At 71.6% G+C, this 20,906-nt stretch carries 23 protein-coding genes; 12 read left to right on the plus strand and 11 right to left on the minus strand.

Annotation, left to right across the window (positions count from 1 at the left end; translation table 11 throughout):
* Nucleotides 1-216 precede the first annotated feature (216 nt).
* Complete coding sequence (locus tag J2S22_RS12440; protein WP_272780010.1) at nt 217-1,440, plus strand: M24 family metallopeptidase; 1,224 nt, start codon at nt 217-219, stop codon at nt 1,438-1,440.
* A 144-nt stretch (nt 1,441-1,584) separates the two neighbouring features.
* Here J2S22_RS12440 and J2S22_RS12445 read toward each other — a convergent pair whose 3' ends face one another.
* Nucleotides 1,585-2,814 carry an FAD-dependent monooxygenase gene (locus J2S22_RS12445; RefSeq protein WP_272780009.1) on the minus strand — a complete coding sequence of 410 codons (1,230 nt, stop codon included), beginning with the start codon at nt 2,812-2,814 and terminating at the stop codon, nt 1,585-1,587.
* Between the two features lie 12 nt (nt 2,815-2,826).
* A complete protein-coding gene (locus tag J2S22_RS12450) occupies nt 2,827-3,075 on the minus strand; it encodes a zinc-finger domain-containing protein (protein WP_272780008.1) in 249 nt (82 codons plus the stop codon).
* A 137-nt stretch (nt 3,076-3,212) separates the two neighbouring features.
* Here J2S22_RS12450 and J2S22_RS12455 point away from each other — a divergent pair, with 137 nt between their 5' ends.
* The 4 genes from J2S22_RS12455 to J2S22_RS12470 all read left to right on the plus strand — a co-directional run bounded on the left by J2S22_RS12455 (nt 3,213) and on the right by J2S22_RS12470 (nt 6,614).
* Nucleotides 3,213-4,388, plus strand: coding sequence for a hypothetical protein (locus J2S22_RS12455; protein ID WP_272840389.1), 1,176 nt, complete (start codon nt 3,213-3,215; stop codon nt 4,386-4,388).
* A gap of 29 nt (nt 4,389-4,417) precedes the next feature.
* On the plus strand, nt 4,418-5,170 hold the full coding sequence (locus tag J2S22_RS12460) for an alpha/beta fold hydrolase (RefSeq protein WP_272840388.1): 753 nt from the start codon (nt 4,418-4,420) through the stop codon (nt 5,168-5,170).
* A gap of 96 nt (nt 5,171-5,266) precedes the next feature.
* Nucleotides 5,267-6,085 (plus strand): serine O-acetyltransferase, encoded by an 819-nt coding sequence (gene cysE / locus J2S22_RS12465; protein WP_272840387.1) that lies wholly within the window; start codon nt 5,267-5,269, stop codon nt 6,083-6,085.
* A gap of 319 nt (nt 6,086-6,404) precedes the next feature.
* Nucleotides 6,405-6,614: a DUF3126 family protein gene (locus J2S22_RS12470; protein ID WP_111357593.1), complete on the plus strand. Its 210-nt coding sequence runs from the start codon at nt 6,405-6,407 to the stop codon at nt 6,612-6,614.
* 140 nt (nt 6,615-6,754) lie between these two features.
* Here the strand turns inward: J2S22_RS12470 and J2S22_RS12475 are convergent, their stop codons facing one another.
* From J2S22_RS12475 to J2S22_RS12485, 3 genes are all read right to left on the minus strand, one after another.
* The gene (locus J2S22_RS12475; protein WP_272778966.1) at nt 6,755-7,471 is read right to left on the minus strand and encodes a hypothetical protein; all 717 of its coding nucleotides are present in this window, start codon (nt 7,469-7,471) and stop codon (nt 6,755-6,757) included.
* Between the two features lie 94 nt (nt 7,472-7,565).
* A complete protein-coding gene (locus J2S22_RS12480; RefSeq protein WP_272778965.1) occupies nt 7,566-7,886 on the minus strand; it encodes a HigA family addiction module antitoxin in 321 nt (106 codons plus the stop codon).
* Nucleotides 7,883-8,092 carry a type II toxin-antitoxin system RelE/ParE family toxin gene (locus tag J2S22_RS12485; RefSeq protein WP_272778964.1) on the minus strand — a complete coding sequence of 70 codons (210 nt, stop codon included), beginning with the start codon at nt 8,090-8,092 and terminating at the stop codon, nt 7,883-7,885. The genes J2S22_RS12480 and J2S22_RS12485 overlap by 4 nt, the downstream gene beginning before the upstream one ends.
* 224 nt (nt 8,093-8,316) lie before the next feature.
* Here J2S22_RS12485 and J2S22_RS12490 point away from each other — a divergent pair, with 224 nt between their 5' ends.
* Both J2S22_RS12490 and J2S22_RS12495 read left to right on the plus strand, forming a co-directional pair.
* A complete protein-coding gene (locus tag J2S22_RS12490) occupies nt 8,317-8,661 on the plus strand; it encodes a DUF6949 family protein (RefSeq protein ID WP_272778963.1) in 345 nt (114 codons plus the stop codon).
* Nucleotides 8,662-8,733: 72 nt separating this feature from the next.
* Nucleotides 8,734-9,264 (plus strand): gamma carbonic anhydrase family protein, encoded by a 531-nt coding sequence (locus tag J2S22_RS12495; RefSeq protein WP_272778962.1) that lies wholly within the window; start codon nt 8,734-8,736, stop codon nt 9,262-9,264.
* Between the two features lie 15 nt (nt 9,265-9,279).
* Here the strand turns inward: J2S22_RS12495 and J2S22_RS12500 are convergent, their stop codons facing one another.
* The 3 genes from J2S22_RS12500 to J2S22_RS12510 form a co-directional block, all read right to left on the minus strand.
* Nucleotides 9,280-9,966, minus strand: a complete 687-nt coding sequence (locus J2S22_RS12500; RefSeq protein WP_272778961.1) for a phosphorylase — start codon at nt 9,964-9,966, stop codon at nt 9,280-9,282.
* Between the two features lie 330 nt (nt 9,967-10,296).
* Nucleotides 10,297-11,352 (minus strand): 2-oxoacid:ferredoxin oxidoreductase subunit beta, encoded by a 1,056-nt coding sequence (locus tag J2S22_RS12505; protein WP_272778960.1) that lies wholly within the window; start codon nt 11,350-11,352, stop codon nt 10,297-10,299.
* A gap of 40 nt (nt 11,353-11,392) precedes the next feature.
* On the minus strand, nt 11,393-11,854 hold the full coding sequence (locus tag J2S22_RS12510; protein WP_272778959.1) for a DUF3828 domain-containing protein: 462 nt from the start codon (nt 11,852-11,854) through the stop codon (nt 11,393-11,395).
* A gap of 66 nt (nt 11,855-11,920) precedes the next feature.
* On the opposite strand from J2S22_RS12510, the gene J2S22_RS12515 reads away from it, so the two are divergent.
* The gene (locus tag J2S22_RS12515; RefSeq protein ID WP_272778958.1) at nt 11,921-12,139 is read left to right on the plus strand and encodes a hypothetical protein; all 219 of its coding nucleotides are present in this window, start codon (nt 11,921-11,923) and stop codon (nt 12,137-12,139) included.
* Entirely contained in the window at nt 12,126-12,437 is a 312-nt protein-coding gene (locus J2S22_RS12520; protein ID WP_272778957.1) for a type II toxin-antitoxin system RelE/ParE family toxin, read from the plus strand. The genes J2S22_RS12515 and J2S22_RS12520 overlap by 14 nt, the downstream gene beginning before the upstream one ends.
* 5 nt (nt 12,438-12,442) lie before the next feature.
* Here J2S22_RS12520 and J2S22_RS12525 read toward each other — a convergent pair whose 3' ends face one another.
* Both J2S22_RS12525 and J2S22_RS12530 read right to left on the minus strand, forming a co-directional pair.
* Entirely contained in the window at nt 12,443-14,290 is a 1,848-nt protein-coding gene (locus J2S22_RS12525; RefSeq protein WP_272778956.1) for a 2-oxoacid:acceptor oxidoreductase subunit alpha, read from the minus strand.
* A complete protein-coding gene (locus tag J2S22_RS12530; protein ID WP_272778955.1) occupies nt 14,260-16,074 on the minus strand; it encodes an FAD-dependent oxidoreductase in 1,815 nt (604 codons plus the stop codon). The genes J2S22_RS12525 and J2S22_RS12530 overlap by 31 nt, the downstream gene beginning before the upstream one ends.
* A 296-nt stretch (nt 16,075-16,370) precedes the next feature.
* Here J2S22_RS12530 and J2S22_RS12535 point away from each other — a divergent pair, with 296 nt between their 5' ends.
* Nucleotides 16,371-18,407, plus strand: coding sequence for a tetratricopeptide repeat-containing glycosyltransferase family protein (locus J2S22_RS12535; protein WP_272778954.1), 2,037 nt, complete (start codon nt 16,371-16,373; stop codon nt 18,405-18,407).
* Complete coding sequence (locus tag J2S22_RS12540; protein WP_272778953.1) at nt 18,394-19,050, plus strand: class I SAM-dependent methyltransferase; 657 nt, start codon at nt 18,394-18,396, stop codon at nt 19,048-19,050. Before J2S22_RS12535 ends, J2S22_RS12540 begins: the two co-directional genes overlap by 14 nt.
* 87 nt (nt 19,051-19,137) lie before the next feature.
* On the opposite strand, the gene J2S22_RS12545 is transcribed toward J2S22_RS12540, so the two are convergent.
* A complete protein-coding gene (locus tag J2S22_RS12545; protein ID WP_272778952.1) occupies nt 19,138-19,971 on the minus strand; it encodes an ATP-binding cassette domain-containing protein in 834 nt (277 codons plus the stop codon).
* A gap of 318 nt (nt 19,972-20,289) precedes the next feature.
* Here J2S22_RS12545 and J2S22_RS12550 point away from each other — a divergent pair, with 318 nt between their 5' ends.
* On the plus strand, nt 20,290-20,835 hold the full coding sequence (locus J2S22_RS12550) for an RNA polymerase sigma factor (RefSeq protein ID WP_272778951.1): 546 nt from the start codon (nt 20,290-20,292) through the stop codon (nt 20,833-20,835).
* The last annotated feature ends 71 nt before the right edge of the window (nt 20,836-20,906 follow it).

Consider the following 20,906-nt stretch of genomic DNA (forward strand, 5'->3'; position numbering starts at 1 on the left):
ACGGTCTCGCTACCGCACCGCACACTCCTCGCACCGTCCGGGACGACAAAACGTCGCTCCCCGTTTCCGGCGCGCCTGCGATGCAGGGGCGCGGGTTCTGTCCGCACCGGCCTCGTGTAGTCTTTTTCGCGCCCCAACGCTCGCGGATCCCGGGATCCCCTCCCGGGCGGCTCGACCCGGCCGCGACCGCCAGAAAATTTCGAGGAGACAGTCCGCATGGATCGGTATGCGCGCGGCCCCTTCAATGTCGGCTACGAGCAGCGGCTCGACGTCGCCGCGCTGCGGCAGAAGCGCATCGCCAAGGCGCAGGAGCAGCGGCGCAAGGCCGGGCTCGACGCGCTGCTCGTCTGGAAGGACGAGAACCAGCGCTACCTCACCGACCTGCGGCCGCAACTGATCACCGGCAAGACGACGGCGCTCAACGGCGCGTTGCTGGTCGAGGGCCGGGCGCCGATTCTGTTCTGCTCGGGCGGCGAGCGCGACCGCGTCGACCTCACCATGCCGTGGATCGAGGAGGCGCATACCATCCCGATCATCGAGGAGGTCGCGCTGGTCGACGGGATGGTCAAGGACATCCTCGGGCCGGTGCTGCGCAAGTACGGCCTCGCCGACGCCAAGCTCGGCCTCGACGAGTCCAACACCGTCTTCGTCAAGGCGCTGCAGCGGCATTTCCCCAAGCTCGCGATCGAGGACGGCGACACGCCGATGCTCGCCGCACGCAGGCACAAGCTGCCCGAGGAGATCGTGCTCCTGGAGGAGGCGACCGCCATCGCCGACGCGGTCACGGCCTCGGCCACCGCGGCGATCGCCGAAGGGGTGCGCGAATGCGAGGTCGCCGGCGAGGCGATGCGCACCCTGTTCCGGCTCGGCGGCGAGTACTCGCACGTGATGACGCCCTTCGTCGCCTCCGGCGAGCACATGGCGCCGCCCAACCGCATCTGCGGCGACAAGTTGATCCGCTCCGGCGACATCGTCTTCATCGATATCGGCGCAGCCTTCGGCGGCTATTTCGGCGACGTCGCCCGGGCGGTGATCTGCGGCCGGCCGTCCGACCAGCAGAAGCGAATCTACACGGCCGTCTACGAGGGCCTGATGGCCGGCATCGCCGAGATGCGGCCGGGCCGCACCAACAAGGACTGCACCGACGCGATCGTGAAGGCGGCCGGCAAGCACGGGCTCGACGGGCGCTTCCTCTCGCTGTTCATCGCCCACGGCGTCGGCATCGGCGCCAACGAGCCGCCCTATATCGGCGAGACGCTGCCGGGCGCCCCGACCTACGAGTTCGAGCCCGGCATGGTGTTCGCGGTCGAGCCGCTGATCTGGGTGCCCGGCGTGCGCGGCGGCGGCGGCGTGCGGCTGGAGGACATGGTGCTGATCACCGAAGGTGCCCCCCACGTCCTGTCGCGGGCCTCCTACGACGAGAAGCTGATGCTGGGGTAGGGGCGGGCCGCCGGGCGCGCGCGGCGCGGCACACGACGTCGTGACGACAGGTTCGGACGAGCGGGCCTGCACGGCTCCTTCTCTCTCCCCTCGCGGGAGAGGGTTGCTCGGAGTCCGGACCCGATCGCCGGAGCCCCTCGCGCCTCACTCCTCCGCCTGCACGGGCGGGGCGGGGTCGAAGGAGGGGGGCGGGCGCCAGGCGTAGAGCCAGTCGTGGCGGGCCAGCACGGTCTCGCCGCCGAGCACGGTCCGCATGGCGAGGTCGCGCAGCAGCGCGGCGGGCTGGCCGAGGTGATAGACCCGGTCGTTGCGGCGCGCCGTGCGCTGGACCGCGGCGGTGCGGTCGCGGCGGCGGCCCTCGTACTCGCGCAGCGCCCCCGGCGCATCCCAGGGCCGGCGGGCCAGCGCGTCGGCCAGCACGGCGGCGTCCTCGATCGCCATGGCGGCGCCCTGCGCCATGAAGGGCAGCATCGGGTGGACGGCGTCGCCGAGCAGCGTCACCGGGCCGCGGCCCCAGCGGCGGCCGGGCCGGCGGTCGTAGAGGCTCCAGCGCAGCCAGCGCTCCGGCCGGGCGAGCAGGTCGCGCGCCGGCGCTGCCCACTGGTGCGCCGGGAACCGGCGCAGCACCTCGGCGCCGTCGCCGGGCGCGCTCCAGCCGGTGACGATCTCGTCGTCCGCGGCGATCGCCACCAGGTTGATCAGCGCCCCGGCCCGCACCGGATAGTGGACCAGATGGGCGCCGCGGCCGAGCCAGAGATTGACGGTCGGGGCGCGGTGCTCGGGCTCGACCCGGTCGGCCGGCAGCAGCGCCCGCCAGGCCGTGCGTCCGGCCGGCAGCGCCGGGCCGTCGTCGAACAGCCGGGCCCGCACCCGCGACCACACGCCGTCGGCGCCGATCAAGGCGAGGCCCGCGAACTCGCCGGCGACGCTCGGCCCGGCGGTCGCCACCGTGACGCCGTTGGCGTGCACGGCGTACTCGTCGACGCGGGCGCCGAGCGTCAGCGTGATGTCGGGCCGGGCCCGGACGAGGTCGAGCAGCACGCCGTGCAGGTCGCCGCGATGGGCGACCCAGTAGGGGGCGCCGTAGCGGGTCGGCGACCGGCCGATCGGGATGCGGGCGAGGTCGCGCCCGGCGGCGTTGCGGACCCGGACGGCGTCCGGGGCGACCGCCACCGCCGCGAGCCGCTCGGCGGCGCCGAGGCCGATCAGCACCCGGGCGGCGTTGGGGGACAGCTGCAGGCCGGCGCCGGTCGGCTCCAGCTGGACGGCCTGCTCCAGCACCACGACGCGGAAGCCGCGGTCGGCCAGCGCCAGCGCGGCCGTGAGGCCGCCGATGCCGGCGCCGGCGATCAGGATCGTCCGGGACTCGGCCACGCGGGCGGCGCCTCAGGCGGCGCGACTCTCCTCCAGCGCACATTCGGGCGGGCGCGCCTCGAACCCGTGCAGCGTGGCATCGTACTTGTAGAGAGTAGAACAGTAGGGGCAGACGATCTCGTTGTCCGTCCCCATATCGAGGAAGACGTGCGGATGATCGAAGGGCGGCTTGGCGCCGATGCACATGAACCGCCGGGCCCCGATGGCGATCGCCGCCACGCCCGGATCGTTATGGAAGTGGGGTACGATCTTGTCCGCCATGATTCCACCTTTGCGGCAACGTCTTGTCAGTGATCCGGGTGTACTCGAACCGGGTGTAGTCGAACCGGGTGAGCGGGAGCGGTCGGCCGGCTGAGCAGCCGGACCGGGACCATAGCGGGACCGAGATGGATTTCCTAGTGTCGCCAGATCGATCGGAGCGGACGCGCAGGGCCCGCAGCGATCTCGCGCTGCCGCTGCTGGTCGCCGCGACGGTGGCGGGCGGGCTGTGGCTCGCGGCGCCCAAGGCGATCGATTCGGCCGGCCTGCTGGTCGACCAGAACGACCCGGTCCGGCTCGCCGACCGGGCAGTCGACAAGGCGCTCACCCCGGAGGTCGCCCGCCGCGAGATCGAGGCGGCGCTGGCCGCCGGCGACGCCGAGCTGGCGGCGAGCTTCGTCGAGCTCGCGCAGTCGCGGGCCATCGCGCTCGATCCCGGGCTGGTGGCGACGGTCACCGAGGCCAACACGGCGGCGGCCGGTGCGGTGCGGACGGCGCAGAATTTCGGCCGCGGGCTGGTGACCGGGGAGCCGGAGGACGGCGCCGGGCTCGCCGGCACGCTGCTCGGCGACCTCTTCGTGTTCGGCGACATCCGCGACGCGGTCCGCGAGGGCGGCCGGCTCGCCACCGGGGCGGAGGCCGACGAGCTGGTGCTCGGGCTGGCCTGCGTCGGGCTCGCCGTCACGGCCGGCACCTATGTGTCGCTCGGCGTCGCGGCGCCGGCCCGGGCCGGCGTCTCGGTGGTCAAGGCCGCCTGGAAGACCGGCAGGATGGGGGCGGGGCTCGCGGTGTGGACGGCCCGCTCGCTGCGCGGCGTCGTCGATCTCGCGGCGGCCCGCCGGGCCGTGTCGGGCACGGCGCTCCTGCAGCCCACGGCGGCGGCGCGCGGCCTCAAGGCCGCCGTGAAGCTGGAAAAGGCCGAGCCGCTGGTCGACCTCGTGCGCGACGCCGGGAAGATCCAGGCCAAGGCCGGCACCCGCGCGGCGCTCGACGGGCTCAAGCTCGCCGACGGCCCCAAGGACGTCGCCCGCCTCGCCAAGGTCGCCGAGAAGAACGGCGGCAAGACCCGGGCGATCCTGAAGCTCGGCGGCCGTGCCGCCCTGGTCCTGACCACCGGGGCGATGACGCTGTTCAACTGGTCGGTCAGCGCGCTGCTGTCGCTGATCTGGGCGCTCGCCCTGGTGAAGAGCCTCACCGAGCGCACCACCCGCCGCGTCCTCGCCTTCGGCAAGTGGCGGCGGGCCCGCCGGGCGGCACGTGCCGCCCGCGCCACCGTGGCGCAATCCCTCCCGCAAGCGGCCTCGCAGCCGGCCTGAACAAGCTCCTTCAACCCTCTGTCGTGCTGATGCTTTCCTTCAAGAACGGTCCCGTCGAGCTCGCCTATCTGGACAAGGGCGAGGGCGAACCCATCGTGCTCGTCCACGGCTTCGCCTCCAGCAAGGAGGCCAACTGGGTGCACCCGCGCTGGGTCCACACCCTCACCCATGCGGGCCGCCGGGTGATCGCGCCCGACATGCGCGGCCACGGCGCCTCGACCAAGCTCTACGATCCGGCCGACTACCACACCGAGCGGATGGCCGACGACGTGCGGGCGCTGCTCGACCACCTGGGCATCGGCCGCGCGGACGTGATGGGCTACTCGATGGGGGCGCGGGTGACGGCGTTCCTGGCGCTCGACCATCCCGAGCGGGTGCGCTCCGCCATCCTGGGCGGTCTCGGCTGGCACCTGGTCGACGGCGTCGGGCTGCCCGACACGGTCGCCGAGGCCATGGAGGCGCCGTCGCTCGCCGACGTGACCGACCCGCAGGGCCGCACCTTCCGGGCCTTCGCCGACCGGACGAAGTCCGACCTGAAGGCGCTCGCGGCCTGCATCCGCGGCTCGCGCCAGACCCTGTCGCAGACCGAGGTGGGCCGGCTGGAGCCGCCGGTGCTGATCGCCATCGGGACGAAGGACGAGGTGTCCGGTCCGGGCCGCGCGCTCGCCGCCCTGATCCCCGGCGCCCGGATGGTCGACATCCCGGACCGCGACCACATGCTGGCGGTGGGCGACCGCACCTACAAGGCGGCGGTGCTGGAGTTCCTGACCGACCGGCCGTGATTTGACCGGCATCGTGCCGATCGACGGCGATCGGGATATGATTGTCCAGACGCGATGCGCGGCGGGCCGAGGCCCGCGCGCGGTGCGGAGATCGGCATGTTCCAGGACCGGACGACCAAGCCTCTCGATCGCGTCGACCCCGTGTGGGATCGCATCCGGGTCGAGGCGGAGGCGATGGCGCGGCGCGAGCCGGAGCTCGCCTCCTTCGCCTATGCCTGCGTGCTCCACCACGACCGGCTGGAGGACGCCGTGGTGCACCGGGTCGCCGCGCGGCTCGACCATCCCGATTTCGGCAGCGAGCTGATCCGCGGCGCCTATCTGGACGCGCTCGCCGCCAGTCCCGATCTCGGCGAGGCGTTCCGGGCCGACATCGTCGCCATCGTCGACCGCGACCCGGCGACCAGCCGGTTCCTCGAGCCGCTGCTCTACTACAAGGGCTTCCACGCCATCCAGGCGCACCGGCTGGCGCACTGGCTGTGGAGCCGCGGCCGGCGCGACTTCGCGCTCTACCTGCAGAGCCGCGCGTCGGCGGCCTTCTCGACCGACATCCATCCGGCCGCCCGGATCGGCCGCGGCATCTTCCTCGACCACGCCACCGGCCTCGTGGTCGGCGAGACCGCGGTGGTCGACGACGACGTCTCGATCCTGCACCACGTCACGCTCGGCGGCACCGGCAACGAGACCGGCGACCGCCATCCCAAGATCCGGCACGGCGTGATGATCGGGGCGGGGGCGAAGATCCTCGGCAACATCGAGATCGGGCACTGCGCCCGCATCGCCGCCGGCTCGGTGGTGCTGCGGCCGGTGCCGCACAACAGCACGGTCGCCGGCGTTCCGGCCCGGGTGGTCGGCGATGCCGGCTGTGCCGAGCCGTCCCACGCCATGGACCAGATGTTGCGCGATCTCGGCCTGTAATACGAGTTCCGCCTGATCAGTTCGGGGTCATTCCGGGGCGCAGCGAAGGTGCGAACCCGGAATCCAGCGGCAACGACCGTGTTTATGGCTGGATTCCGGGTCCGGCGCTCCGCGCCGTCCCGGAATGACCGAGTTGATCACACGGAAGCCGTATAAGTCGTCCCGCTGTAAAGCAAAATCGGTCGTCCTTCCAGGCGGATCGCCGATGCGGCGCGGGCGCCTTGCGCGACCGCGCCGACCCCCGTATGGACTCCCTCGACTTCACCGGCGCGCCGCTCCTGGCCGCCGCCGAGACCGACAGCGGAAAAGGAGCCCGACCGTGGACGCCGTGGAAATCCGAAAGCTCGAAGGCTATCTGCGCCGCCTCTTCGGCAATGCCCGCCTGCGCGTGGTGCCGCGGCCCAAGAAGGACGATTCGGCCGAGGTCTATATCGGCGAGGAGTTCATCGGCGTGCTGTTCGTCGACGACGAGGACGACGACCGCTCCTACAACTTCCAGATGGCGATCCTGAGCACGGATCTGGAGTAGACGAGGCCGTCGTTCCGGGGCGCGGACCGTCAGGTCCGCGAGCCCGGAATCCACACGGCCGGCGGCAGTGGCTCACGAAAGACAGGGATCATGGATCCCGGGCTCGGCGCTTTCGCCGCGCCCCGGAACGACCGGGGTGCTCACCCCGCCTTCGGCCGCAGCATCGCGACCAGGCGGTCGAAGCCGGCGGCGACGCCGCGCCAGTCGGCGAGCCACTCGCGCGAAAACCGCATCGTCACCACGGCGCCGCCGACGATCCGCTCCGACAGGCAGGTGGCCGGCGGGCGGCCGGGGGCCGGGCGCTCGCAGCGCGCCAGGAACTTCTCCGGCGCGTTCTCCTCCCAGGCGAGGTCCTCGCCCTGATAGGGCGTTCCGTCGCGGAACTCGACCAGCGCCAGCCCGTCGGGCGCCGGGTTCAGCGTGTCGCGCACGTAGCGCAGCCAGATCTGGCGCAGGCGCTCGGGCGGCTCGAGGGCGCCGGCGGCCGGGGCGACCGTGACGTAGACGCGGTCGCCGGGCGGCGTCGCGGCGCCCGGCTCCTGGGCCGGCGGCGGCGCCAGGCCGGGCCAGGCATAGACGAGGTCGAGGCGCTCCTGCGGGCCGGGCCGGCGCTGCAGCGCAATGCGGATCGCGCCCGGCGCCACCACGAAGGTCTCCTCGGCCACCACGACCGGCAGATGCGGCGCGTCGGGCGCCGCCACCACCGGGGTCGCCGGCCAGCGTGCCCACAGCGACCACAGTCCGGCCGAGACCGCGACGGCGCCGACCGCCACGAAGCCGGCCATCGCGAGGGCAGCCTTGCGGCTGTGCCGGCGGCGTGCCGGCCGCACCCGCCCCCCGTACGCCACGTCCACCATACGTCACGCCTTACGCCACGCCTTACGCCATGCGTCTCGAATCAGGCGCGGAGTCTGCCACGCGGTCGTTAACCGCCCGTCGCCGTGGGGAACCTCAGGCCTCCGTCGCGGTCAGCGTCGGGATCCGCTCGACCTCCTCGGCGAGCGCCTCGGCGGCGAGGCGCAGGTCGTAGGCGCGCTGCATCGCCAGCCAGAGGTCCGGGCCGTTGCCGCACAGCTTGCCGAGGCGGAGCGCCATCCCCGGCGTGACCGGCTGGCGCTCCTCCAGGATGTCGTAGAGGGTCTGCCGCGAGATCCGCAGCAGGCGGGCGATCTCGGCCTTCGGCCGGCCGAGGGCCGGCAGCACGTCCTCCCGGAGGAGCTCGCCCGGATGGGTCGGCCGCAGACCGCGGGTGAGGGGGTTCGGCGTGGTCAATGGTAGTCCTCCAGGTCGACCTCGACAGCGTCGCGTCCGTCCCAGCCGAAGGTCACGCGATAGTTCCGGCTGGCGTCGACGGCGTACCGGCCCTTGTCCCGGCCCTTCAGGACATGGAAGCGAAACCCCGGAAGATCCAGCTGCTCCGGCGCTGTCGCCGCGTCGAGGGTGGCGAGCACGCGGCGGACCCGGTCGAGGTTCGGCACACTCAGCTTCGAGGCGTCTCCGCTTTCGGCGAAACGGCGAAGCCCCTTGCTCCTGAAGTTCCGGATCATGGGACGAGTGTAAGGCGATGCCTTACATTCGTCAATCGGGAGCGCCGGTCCGGCACCTGGCGGCAGCCGCCCGTTAACCGTTCTTTAACGATGGCATGGCGGCGGCGGGCCGGATGGGGCACATCTAGGGGGTCGAACGCGTGCGGAGCCGTGTCATGTCGCCCGAGTCCATCCAGAACTTCCTGGCGCTCGCCATCGGGTTCGCCTTCGCCGGGCTGATCGCCACCGGCTATCAGGCGTGGGCGCAGCGGCCGGCCTCGTTCCGGCTGCTCGAGCAGGGCTCCTCCGCCTCGAGCTTCGCGGCGGTGCCGTTCCTGGTGTTCGCGGCGCCGTTCATCATCATGCGCAACACGGTGCGGGGCCGGATCATCGAGCGCCGCCGCTTCGAGTTCGTGATGATCGCGACCGTGATCGCCGGGCTGTGGAGCCTGATGTCCGGGACCATCGTGGTGATGACCGTCCAGGTGGTCTCGGCCGGCCTCGCGCATCTGTTCGGCTGACCGCCGGCGCTTCACCGGACTGCGTCTCCGGGGTAGGGGTGGAGCGGACACGCCCCAGCCGGAGTCGCGAGAATGCCGATCTACGCCCTGGACGACCTCGTTCCCGAACTGCCGCCGGCCGGCCGCTTCTGGGTCGCCGACACCGCCGTGCTGATCGGCCGGGTGCGCCTGCTCGACGACGCGAGCGTGTGGTTCGGCGCGGTGCTGCGCGGCGACAACGAGTGGATCGAGATCGGCCCGCGCTCGCAGGTCCAGGACAACGCCACCCTGCACACCGACATGGGCTTCCCGCTCACCATCGGGGCCGACTGCGTGATCGGCCACAACGTCATCATGCACGGCTGCACGGTCGCCTCCGACTGCCTGATCGGCATGGGCGCCATCGTGATGAACGGGGCCGTGATCGCCGAGGGCTCGATCGTCGGCGCCGGCGCCGTGATCCCCGAGGGCAAGAGCTATCCGCCGCGCTCGCTGATCGTCGGGGCGCCCGGCAAGGTGGTGCGCACGCTCGACGACGCGGCCGTCGCCCGCATCCGGCCGGGCGCCGACGGCTATGTGCGGCGGTCGAAGCAATACGCGGCCGGGCTGCGGCCGATCGGCTGAGCGGCCGGGGCGCGGTCAGCCGCTGAAGGACGGCGTCGCCGGACCGGCGAAGTCGGCGAGGCCGAGGCCGGGGCCGAGCAGGCGGCGGCCGCGCACCAGCGTGGCGCGCGCCGCGCGGGCGTCGAGCGCGGTGCGCATCAGCGCCGGCAGCTCCTTCGGCTGGCGCATCACCTGCTTCACCATGGCGAGGATGTCGGTGGTGCCGTTCGGCCGCATGGCGGCGAGCGCCGCCTTGGGGAGCGCCCGGTCGGCCGGATCGGTGATGACCCGGATCGCCGCCACCGGCAGGCCGTGCGCGGCGCCGATCTCGGCGACGATGTGGGATTCCATGTCGACCGCCAGCGCGCCGGTGCTGGCGTGCAGGGCCCGCTTGGCCTCGGTGTGCGAGACCGGCTTCGGCACCCCGGCGATGGCGCCGCAGACCGCGTCCGGAATGGTGCCGGCGAGCTTGCGCGACCACGTCGCGTCGGTCGCGAAGCGCTGGGTGCCGGAGAGGATTTCCGAGGCGACCACGCAGGTGCCGGGCTCGAGATCGGGATGCAGCCCGCCGGCCACCCCGAAGCTGATCAGCCCGCCGCACTTCTCGTCGATCGCCCGCGTCAGCGACGCGGCGAGATTGCGGCCGTCGCCGCTGCAGATCACACGCATCCCCGCGTCCGCGACGATCTTCGCCTCGAACGCCAGCCCCACGACGACAATCAAGAACCACCCCCAACGACGCTCGGTCGAACCCGAAGAGCGACGTCCCCCAACGACTCTTCAAGCCTCTAAATTGCAGCCGGCCGGTGGCTTTGTACAGGTTCGCAGCGTTGCGCCGCGAACACGGCGCAATCTGGCACGATGTCGCAGGTCGTCGCCGCCGCGACAGAAATATCAGTGTCATCAACGCTGTAGGACTGTACCGGCCGGCCCGCCGCGGTGTGGCCGCGGGCGCGAGAAAAATGCAACAGTCGCGAAATTTCCGGACACGCTCGGTTGCGTCGCGACAACCCAGGGGTGGCGGCGGGCGAACGTCCCGCCGTGGCCGGTGCCTCAGCGCAGCGCCGCGTTGATCCCGTCGAGCGCTTCCGCGCCGGGGCACAGCTCGGCCTCGCCGAGCGCGTTGAGCGGGGTCGCGACCGTGTCGAGATGGCGGTGCAGGTCCTCCGGCTCGCGGTCGACATAGAGCAGGCCGGTGACGACATGGCCCTCGGCCGAGCGCGTCTGCAGGTAGCTCATGGCGGCGAGCCGGTCGGTCGGGTCGTAGTCGGCGGCGAGCTTGTGGAGCGCGATCCGGGTGCCGTCGTGCTGCTCGACGATCTCCACGGTGCCGGGCGGGTAGGAGACCTCGATGGGCGTGCGCGGCGGCACGATGTCGAGCCGGTTCACCGCCTCGTTGTGGGCCCGCACGTGGTCGAAGCTCTTGGTCGAGCCCGGGTGGTTGTTGAAGGCGACGCAGGGCGAGACGACGTCGATGAAGGCCGCGCCCTCGTGCTCGATCGCCGCCTCGATCAGCGGCACCAGCTGCTCCTTGTCGCCCGAGAAGGAGCGGGCCACGAAGGTGGCGCCGAGCTGCAGGGCGATGCCGACGAGATCGATCGGCGCGTCGCGGTTGACGGTGCCGCGCTTCGACTTCGAGCCGCGGTCCGCGGTCGCCGAGAACTGGCCCTTGGTGAGCCCGTACACGCCGTTGTTCTCGACGATGTAGACCATGCGGACGCCGCGCCGGATGGCGTGGGCGAACTGGCCGAAGCCGATCGACGCCGAGTCGCCGTCGCCGGAGACGCCGAGATAGATCAGCTCGCGGTTGGCGAGGTTGGCGCCGGTGAGCACCGACGGCATGCGCCCGTGCACCGAGTTGAAGCCGTGCGACTGGCCGAGGAAGTAGGTCGGGGTCTTCGACGAGCAGCCGATGCCGGACAGCTTGGCCAGCCGGTGCGGCGCGATGGCGAGGCGGAAGCAGGCCTCGATGACGGCGGACGAGATCGAGTCGTGGCCGCAGCCGGCGCACAGCGTCGAGATCGCCCCCTCGTAATCGCGATGCGTGTAGCCGAGGGCGTTCCGCGGCAGCCGCGGGTGATGGAACTTGGGCTTCGCCAGATACGTCATCGGCCACCTCGTCGGTGTGGGGGCGGGGGTGCGGCCCGCGTCAGCGCGAGCGCGCCAGCATCTTGCGCAGGGTGTCGCCCGCGGGCGTGCGGGCGTCGGCGATGCGCCAGCCGTCCTTGCCCCTGGCGAGCTCGAAGTCGAGATGCAGCGGCTGGCCCATGTTCTTCAGGTCGACCGCCACGGTCGCCTTGTCGCCGGTCACGGCGGCCGGCGCGACCGTCACGTCGGACAGCTCGAAGTCCTGCGCCTGGACGAAGAAGTCGGCGTCGATCAGCTCGGCCTTCTCCCAGCCCTGGACGATCGCCGGGACGAAGAAGCGCCGCAGCGTCTTCTTGTCCTGCGGCAGGCCCATCAGGTCGGTCTTGCCGGTGCCGTAGAAGGCGTAGAGCTGCTTCACGGCCTCCTCCGGCTGCGCGAACTGCGCCTGCGCCGGCGCGGCGGCCAGGAGGGCGAGGGTGAGGGCGGCGGCAGTCGTGGTAGAAGTCAGAATGCGCTTGAACATGTTCACAGGATTTGCGGTTGCCGGGTCATGATCGGGCGGTTCTGGCCCGAGCGCTGGGAGGATACCATGGTGAAAGCGTCGGAGCAGGCACTGGCCGAGCTGTCGCGGCTGCCCGAGCCCGAGCAGGAGCGGATCGCCGGCGAGCTGCTGTCCCATCTCGACAAGGTCCGGTCGCTGCGGGCCGACATCGCGGCCGGCCTGCGCTCGCTGCACGCCGGCGAGGGCCGGGCGCTGGACATCGACGCGGTCATCGCACGGGCTCGATCGCGGAATGGCCACCAGTAGACCAAAGCTCCTCTGGTCTCCCGAGGCGGAGAAGGACCTCGACGACGCCTACGATTATCTCGCCACCGCCGGTTCCCCAAAAGCTGCGGACAATCTGCTCCGAGCGATCGACACTGTGTGTCGATCGCTCGTCGACCATCCCGGCAAAGGCCGAAGCAGGAGCGAACTCGCGCCCGACCTGCGGTCGATCGTGGTTCATCCCTACGAGATCTTCTATCGCCCGACCGATGCCGCGATCGAGAGCGTTCGCGTGCTTCGTGGGCGATGCGATATCGAGGCCATCTTCGGAGAGCCCTGAACCCATCACGCCCCCACCTTGCGCAGCGGGGTGACCTTGCGGGCGTCGAGATGGCCGCCGATGGCGGCGGCGATGAAGCGGGCCGTGATCGGGGTGCCGTCGTAATGCAGGATCGGGACGAGGCGGGCCGGGTCGAGCCCGCATTCGGCGATCATCAGGGTGCGCAGCTGGGCGTCGCGGTTCTGCTCGACGACGAACACGCTGTCGTGCTCCATGACGAAGTCGACCACGTCCTGGTGGAACGGGAAGGCGCGCAGGCGCAGCCGGTCGAGGCGCAGGCCGCGTGCCTCCAGGAGCGAGATCGCCTCGTCCATGGGCGGCGCGGTCGAGCCGTAGTAGATCACCCCGGCGCGGGTCGGCTGGTCGGCGTTCCGGCGCACCGGGCGCGGCACCAGCGTCTTCGCCGTCTCGAACTTCTTCAGGAGCCGCTCCATGTTGTCGACATAGGGGCCGCCCTCCTCGGTGTAGCGGGCGTAGCGATCGCGCGAGGTGCCGCGGGTGAAGTAGGCGCCGCGGGTCGGATGCGTGCCCGGATAGGTGCGGTACGGGATGCCGTCGCCGTCGATGTCGAGATAGCGGCCGAAGTCGCGGCCCTTCTCCAGCTCCTCCGCCGTCATCACCTTGCCGCGGTCGTACTTGCGGGCGTCGTCCCAGGCGAAGGGCCGGGTGAGGTGACGGTTCATGCCGATGTCGAGATCGAGCATGACGAAGATCGGCGTCTGCAGCCGGTCGGCGAGATCGAAGGCGTCGGCGCCGAGGTCGAAGGCCTCGCCGGGATCGGAGGGCAGCAGCAGCACGTGCCGGGTGTCGCCGTGCGAGGCATAGGCGCAGCAGAGGAGATCGGACTGCTGGGTGCGGGTCGGCATGCCGGTCGACGGGCCGCCGCGCTGCACGTCGAACACCACGGCCGGGATCTCGGCGAAATAGGCCAGCCCCAGGAACTCCTGCATCAGCGAGATGCCGGGCCCCGACGTCGCCGTGAAGGCGCGGGCGCCGTTCCAGGCGGCGCCGATCACCATGCCGATCGAGGCGAGCTCGTCCTCGGCCTGGATGATGGCGTACCGCTTCCTGCCGGTGTCGGGATCGATCCTGAGCTTGCCGCACCAGCGCGTGAACGCGTCGGCGAGCGAGGAGGACGGCGTCAGCGGATACCAGGCGCACACCGTGGCGCCGCCGTAGACGGCGCCCAGCGCCGCCGCCGCGTTGCCGTCGATGAAGATGCGGTCGCCGACCGCGTCGGCCGGCGCCAGCCGGATGCCGAGCGGGCAGGGGACGTTCTCCAGCACCCATTCGCGGCCCAGCCGCACCGCCTCGATGTTGGGTGCGATCAGCCTCTCCTTGCCCTTGAACTGCTCGGAGATCAGCGTCTCGACGGCTCCGCGGTCGAGGTCGAGCAGGGCCGAGAGCGCGCCGAGATAGACCATGTTCTTGAACAGCTGGCGCAGCCGCGGCTCGGGCCAGCGCGCGTTGCACATCGCGGTGAGCGGCACGCCGACCACGGTGATGTCGGTCCGCAGCTTCGCGGCGGCGAGCGGCCGGGTCGAGTCGTAGACGAGATAGCCGCCGGGCTCGATGGCGGCGACGTCCTTGTCGAAGGTCTGCGGGTTCATGGCGACCATCAGGTCGCAGCCGCCGCGGGCGCCGAGCCAGCCGGCCTGCGAGACGCGCACCTCGTACCAGGTCGGCAGGCCCTGGATGTTGGACGGGAAGATGTTGCGGGCCGCGACCGGCACGCCCATGCGCAGCACGGCGCGGGCGAACAGCTCGTTGGCGCTCGCCGAGCCGGAGCCGTTCACGTTGGCGAAGCGGACGACGAAGTTGTTTATGCTGCTGATCGGCGTGGCTGTCGGCATGGGTGTCCCGCTGGCGATCCCGCGTGTGTCGTCTCGATCAGGGTCTTGCGCATGTCCCAGGCGCCGGTCGGGCAGCGCTCGGCGCACAGGCCGCAGTGCAGGCAGACGTCCTCGTCCTTCACCATCACCCGCGTGGTCTTGAGCGGGGCGGAGACGTAGAGGTCCTGGTCCGGGTTCGGCGCAGGCGCCCGCAGGCGGGTGCGCAGCTCGTCCTCGTCGCCGTTCGCCGTGAAGGTGATGCAGTCCATCGGGCAGATGTCGGCGCAGGCGTCGCACTCGATGCACAGGGGCGTCGTGAACACGGTCTGCACGTCGCAGTTCAGGCAGCGCTCCGCCTCCTTGAGCGCGAGCTCGAGGTCGTAGCCGAGCTCGACCTCGGCCCGGATGTCGGCGAGCGCCACCACCTTGTCGCGCAGCGGCACGCGGAAGCGCCGGTCGGGCGACACCGCGTTGTCGTAGCTCCACTCGTGGATGCCCATCTTCTGGCTGATCACGGTGACGGCCGGCAGCGGCCGCTCGGCGATGTCCTCGCCGGACAACAGCCTGTCGATCGAGACCGCGGCCTCGTGGCCGTGCGCCACCGCCCAGATGATGTTCTTCGGCCCGAACGCCGCGTCGCCGCCGAAGAACACCTTGGGGTGGGTCGAGCGCAGCGTCTTCGGGTCGACCACCGGCATGCCGTGGTCGTCGAAGGCGACGCCGATGTCGCGCTCGATCCACGGAAACGCGTTCTCCTGGCCGACCGCGACCAGCACGTCGTCGCACGGAAAGTGCTGGTCGGGCGCGCCGGTCGGCACCAGCTTTCGCCGTCCCCTGGTGTCGTACTCGGGCTTCACCTCTTCGAACAGGACGCCGGTGAGCCGCCCGTTCTCGTGGGTGAACTCCTTCGGGACGAGGAAGTTGAAGATCGGGATGCCCTCGTGCATGGCGTCCTCCTTCTCCCAGGGGGACGCCTTCATCTCCTCGTAGCCGGAGCGCACCACGACCTTGACGTCCTCGCCGCCGAGCCGGCGCGAGGAGCGGCAGCAGTCCATCGCCGTGTTGCCGCCGCCGAGCACGATGACGCGGCGGCCGATCGTGTCGACGTGGCCGAACGACACGTTGGCCAGCCACTCGATGCCGATGTGGATGTTCTTCGCCGCCTCGCGGCGGCCCGGGATGTCGAGGTCGCGGCCGCGCGGCGCGCCGCAGCCGACGAACACGGCGTCGAAGTCCTGCTCCAGCAGCACCTTCAGGCTGTCGACCGGGGTGCCGCCGACGAAGGTGACGCCGAGGTCCAGGATGTAGCCGCACTCCTCGTCGATCACCTCCTCGGGCAGGCGGAAGCGCGGGATCTGGGTGCGCACCATGCCGCCCGGCTTCTGCTCGCGGTCGAAGATCGTGCAGGCGTAGCCGAGTGGGGCGAGGTCGCGCGCCACGGTGAGCGAGGCCGGCCCGCCGCCGACCAGCGCGATGCGCCTGCCGTTCGGCCGGGCGGCCTTCTGCGGCAGCCGCGCCCGGATGTCGTCCTTGAAGTCGGCGGCGACTCGCTTGAGCCGGCAGATCGCCACCGGCTCCGCCTCGACCCGGCCGCGCCGGCAGGCGGGCTCGCACGGCCGGTCGCAGGTGCGCCCGAGGATCCCGGGGAACACGTTGGACCGCCAATTGATCATGTAGGCGTCGCCGTAGCGGCCCGCCGCGATCAGCCGGATGTATTCCGGGACGGGCGTGTGGGCCGGGCAGGCCCACTGGCAGTCGACCACCTTGTGGAAATAGTCCGGATCGGTGATGTCGGTCGGATGCATGGCGGTCCCGTCGGGGGCATCGGGAGGGCAGCCCGACGATCATGACGGCTCGACAGGGGGGATCGCCACCCCTTTCCGATCAATTTTTAGTCAGCGATGCGGCGTCCTGCTGTTCTGATGAATCGAACGAAACCGGCGTGGCATCCGACGCGTGCCGGGATTCTGCACAACCCTTGGTCAGTGCTCGCGGGGGCTCCGGCGGGCCGCCGCGCGTCGTGCGCCGGGACGGCCGGCGGCGATGCCGCGCCCGGTCGTCGAGTCCCGGCCGTACCAGCTCCGGGGACCGGAAGGGGATCATGATCGAGACAGACCACGTCGCGGCCGACTTCGGGACGGCGCTTTCGCACTATCGTGCCGGACGCCTCGGCCCGGCGGAGACCGCCTGCCGGGCCCTCCTGGCGCGCGAGCCGGCGCATCGCGACGCCGTCAACCTGCTCGCCGTGCTGTGCTGCCGCGCCGGCCGGCTGGCCGACGGCGCGGCGCTCGCCCGCCGGGCGCTGGCGATCGCGCCCGACGACCTGCAGGCGCTGGAGCTGCTCGGCGACGCGCTCGATGCCCTGAAGGACCATGCCGGCGCCGCCGACGCCTTCCTGCACGCGGCGGCGCAGAAGGGCTGCCGGCGCTTCCACCTCAAGGCGGGCGCCTCGCTCCATCATGCCGGACGCTTCGAGGAGGCGGTCGAGCAGTATCGCGCCGTGCTCGCCAGCGGCGAGGCGACGGCCACCGACATCACCGAGTACGGCCTCGTGCTGACGGCGCTGGCGCGCACCGAAACGGCCGTCGCGGCGTTCCAGGCGGCCCTCAAGGTGGCGCCGCGCGAGGCGCGCACCTGGGCCTATCTGGCCGAGCAGCTCGCGCTGCTCGGCCGCACCGACGAGGCGATCTCGGCCTGGGACGTCGTGCTGGCGCTGCGGCCGGGCGACGCCGGCGCCCATTACGACCGCGCCCGCCAGCTCCATCTCGCCGGCCGCGACGAGGCGGCGCTGGGCGGCGTCGACCGGGCGCTGCTGCTCGATCCCGCCGCCGAGCGCGCGCACGGGCTGCGCAGCGCCGTGCTGTGGCAGCTCGGCCGCTTCGAGGAGGCCGCCGAGGCGGCCAGCCGGGCCCTCGCGCTCGCCCCCGGGAGCCCGACGGCGCTCACCAATCTCGGCAACGCGCTCAAGGATCTCGGCCGGCTCGACGAGGCGCTGACGGCCCAGCAGCGGGCGCTCTCCCGCAGCGCCACGGCGGAGCAGCGCACCACCGTGCTGGTCAATCTCGGCCTCGCCCACCAGGCGCGCGGCGAGGCCGCGGCGGCGCTCGCCGCGCTGGAGCAGGCGGCGACGCTGTCGCCCGACCAGCCCTGGCCGCAGTTCAACCTCGCGCTGGCGCGGCTGCGCGGCGGCGACCTCGATCTCGGCTGGCTCGGCTATGGCTGGCGCTGGCGCGGCTCGGGGCTGGCGAAGCGCCTCGCGGCGCTCGGCCGGCCGGTGTGGGACGGCCGCCCGCTCGACGGCCGGCTGATGCTGGTCGCCGAGCAGGGGGTGGGCGACGAGATCATGTTCGCCGGGCTGGTGCCGGCGCTGTTCGCCGCCGGTCTCGACGTGGTGATCGAGTGCGACCGCCGGCTCGCGCCGCTGTTCGCCCGCTCGTTTCCCGGCGTCACGACGGTCGCCCGCGACGAGCTGCCCGAGGCGCCGGAGGGCGTCGCCGCGGCCTGCCCGATCGGCGACCTGCCCGGCCTGCTGCGGCCCGACGGGCGGCCGGGCCCGTGGCTGGCGCCCGGCCATCTCGCCGCCGACCGCGGCCATCGCGACGCGCTGCGCCGCCGCTATCACGACGGGCGGCCGCTGGTCGGCCTCGCGTGGCGGACCTCGAACGTCCGCTCGGGCCGGCAGCGCAGCATCGCGCTCGACCGGCTGTGGTCGCTCATCGACCTGCCGGTGCGGCTGGTCTGCCTGCAGTACGGCGACGCCGACGCGCTCGCCGCCGAGGCGGCGGCGGCCGGCGTCGATCTCGTCGTCGATCGCGAGATCGACCAGCGGCGCGATCTCGACGCCTTCGCGGCCCAGGTCGCCGCCATGGACGCGGTGCTCACCATCGACAACTCGACCGCCCACCTCGCCGCCGCGCTCGGCCGCCCGACCGTGGTGATGCTGCCGGTCGACGCCGACTGGCGCTGGTTCGCCGGCCGGTCCGACAGCCCCTGGTACCCGACCGTGCGGCTGATCCGCCAGCCGCACCCGGACGACTGGGATGCGGTGATCGCCCAGGCGATCGAGATGCTGACCTCGCTGCCCGGCCTCGCCGGGCCGGCCGAGAAACCGGAGCACGTATCCCATGCCGTCCCTTGAGACCCGCCCGCCGAGCGACAAGCAGCTGCGGCTCCTCGACGCCTACGCGGCGATGGCCCGCGACGGCTACGCCCGCACCGACGGCAGCCACGTCGCCGCCGCCTACGACGACATGGAGATCCGCGCCTTCAAGTTCCCGGTGCGCGCCCTGATCGCCCGGCACGGCGCGAAGACGCTGCTCGACTGGGGCTGCGGCGGCAGCGACTGGGAGACGGAGACGTTCCACGAGGAGCAGTCGGCGAAGCACTTCTTCGGGCTCGACGCGGTGTACCGCTACGAGCCAGCCCGCGGCATCGACGAGCGGCAGCCGTGCGACGCGGTCGTCTGCTTCGACGTGCTCGAGCACGTGTTCGTCGCCGACGTGCCGGCCACGGTACGGGCGCTGTTCGCCCATGCCGGCAGGCTGCTGATGGTCAACGTCGCCTGCTATCCGGCGCGCGCCCTGCTGCCGAACGGCGAGAACGCCCATGTCACGCAGCGGCCGCCGCACTGGTGGAAGGGCGTGTTCGACGCGATCGCCAGCGAGTTCCCCGACGTCACCGTGCAGCTGTGGTGCAGCACCGCGTGGCGCGCCGTGCATTCCTGGCCGCCGGTCGCCGCCCGCGACTGGCTCGCCCGCGACGGCTTCACGGTCGCGCTGTAGTGGCGGCGCCGTCGCGGCGGCGTCCGAACGGCGCGGTCGGCGCCTCGGAGAGGCCGCCCGGCCAGTCAGGTCGATGCGCGGCGATACTCACGCCGCCACGGCGATCGGGTGGCCCGCGGTGGGGTGCGGCAGCACGAGCATGTCGAGGCCGTAGATGCGGCGCAGCGCGTCCGGTGTCATGATCTCGGCCGCGGTTCCCCGGATCAGCAGGTTGCCCCGGCCGAGCGCGACGGTCTCGTCGCAGAACCGGCTCGCCATGTTCACGTCGTGCAGCACGACGACGACCACGAGGCCGCGATCCCGGGCGAGTCGCCGCACCAATGTCAGGATTTCGATCTGGTGGACGACGTCGAGCGCAGAGGTCGGCTCGTCCAGCAGCAGGCATTCGGTGTCCTGAGCCACCAGCATGGCGATCCAGGCGCGCTGACGCTCGCCGCCCGACAGGGTTCCGACGAGACGGTCCGCCAGAGCCTCGACGCCGGTCAGCGCCATGGCCTCGTCCACCTTTACGCGGTCGCCGGCCCCGAAAGACCCCAGCGCGCCGTGCCAAGGATAACGCCCCATGGCGACGAGCTCCCGCACCAGCAGGCCATCCCCGGCGGGAATCTGCTGCGGCAGGTAGGCGACCTTCCGGGCGAAGGCCCGCGCGGGCCATTCGGAGAGAGGACGTCCTTCGAGGAGGATCCGGCCGGCGGTCGGCGCCAACTGGCCCGCCAGCAGCTTGACCAGCGTCGACTTGCCCGATCCGTTGTGGCCGATCAACGCCAGCACGCGCCGTGCCGGCAGGGCGAGGGTCAACGGCTTGACAAGATCGCGCCCCGGCACGGCGAAGCCCGCTCCGTCGAGGAGGAACAGTGCATCGCGGGTGTCGGCGTGGGCCGGAGCGCAGGGGGCGCGGGAACGAGGCTCGTGTGCGGACATCGGTCGCCTGGCTCGAAGAGGGCATCTGTCACTGAAGACGATCGTCGTGGCCGATCATCCACCGGCGACGCGAAAAACAGCCGCGGCGGCGATCTCGCATGCCGGTCTCCAGCCGGCCTCTCGCCGCCGAAGACCGGCCGTGTCGGCCGAGCATTCTAGAACAGTTTCAATTCATTCCGTTTGAACGAAAGTCTTGTTGGGTTATCCTGACGATCCGGCCCTTCGCGAAGAGCAGAAGGTCGGGCACGATACCGGTTTCACAGTGACGAGCTATCACAGTGACGAGCGTCTCTGCTCTTCTCAGAACCTCAGGCCGACATGAAGAGTTTCAGTTCCGAGCAGACCGTGGCGCCCGATGACCTGGACACGATCTTCCGGCTGTATTCCCGTGAGCTGCACCGTTTCGCCCATCGCAGGCTGGGTGACCCGGAGATGGCCGCCGACGTGGTTCAGGACGCCTTCCTGCGCTACCTGACCGTCACCCTCGATGGACGCGACGGGACGGCCCCGACCAGCCCCCGTTTCTTTCTGTGGCGGATCGTCAGCAACCTGATGATCGACTGGAGCCGGCGCGACCGTCGGCGCGGCGTGCATGCGGCACTCGATGACGTGGCCGAGCATTTCGCCGATCCCGCACCTCTGCCGGACCGGGTTCTCGAAGGCCGCGAGGAGTTTCGCATCATCGTGACGACGCTCGACGCTCTGCCGCGGAAATGCCGCGCCGCGCTTCTGCTCAACCGTGTAGAGGGGCTCTCACACGTGGAAATTGCCGACCGTCTCGGGGTCTCGCCGAGCATGGTGTCGAAGTACGTCGTCACCGCCCTGCGCCGGTGCATGAAGGCCCTCGCGGTTCCGGGCGGCTGAAGCGGGGCCACGGCACAGGGGAGGGCGGTCGCCTGCGGTGTCGATCCGGATCGCGCGATCGTCTTATCGTT

It is taken from the genome of Rhodoplanes tepidamans (assembly GCF_030813915.1).
Lineage (GTDB): Bacteria > Pseudomonadota > Alphaproteobacteria > Rhizobiales > Xanthobacteraceae > Rhodoplanes > Rhodoplanes tepidamans.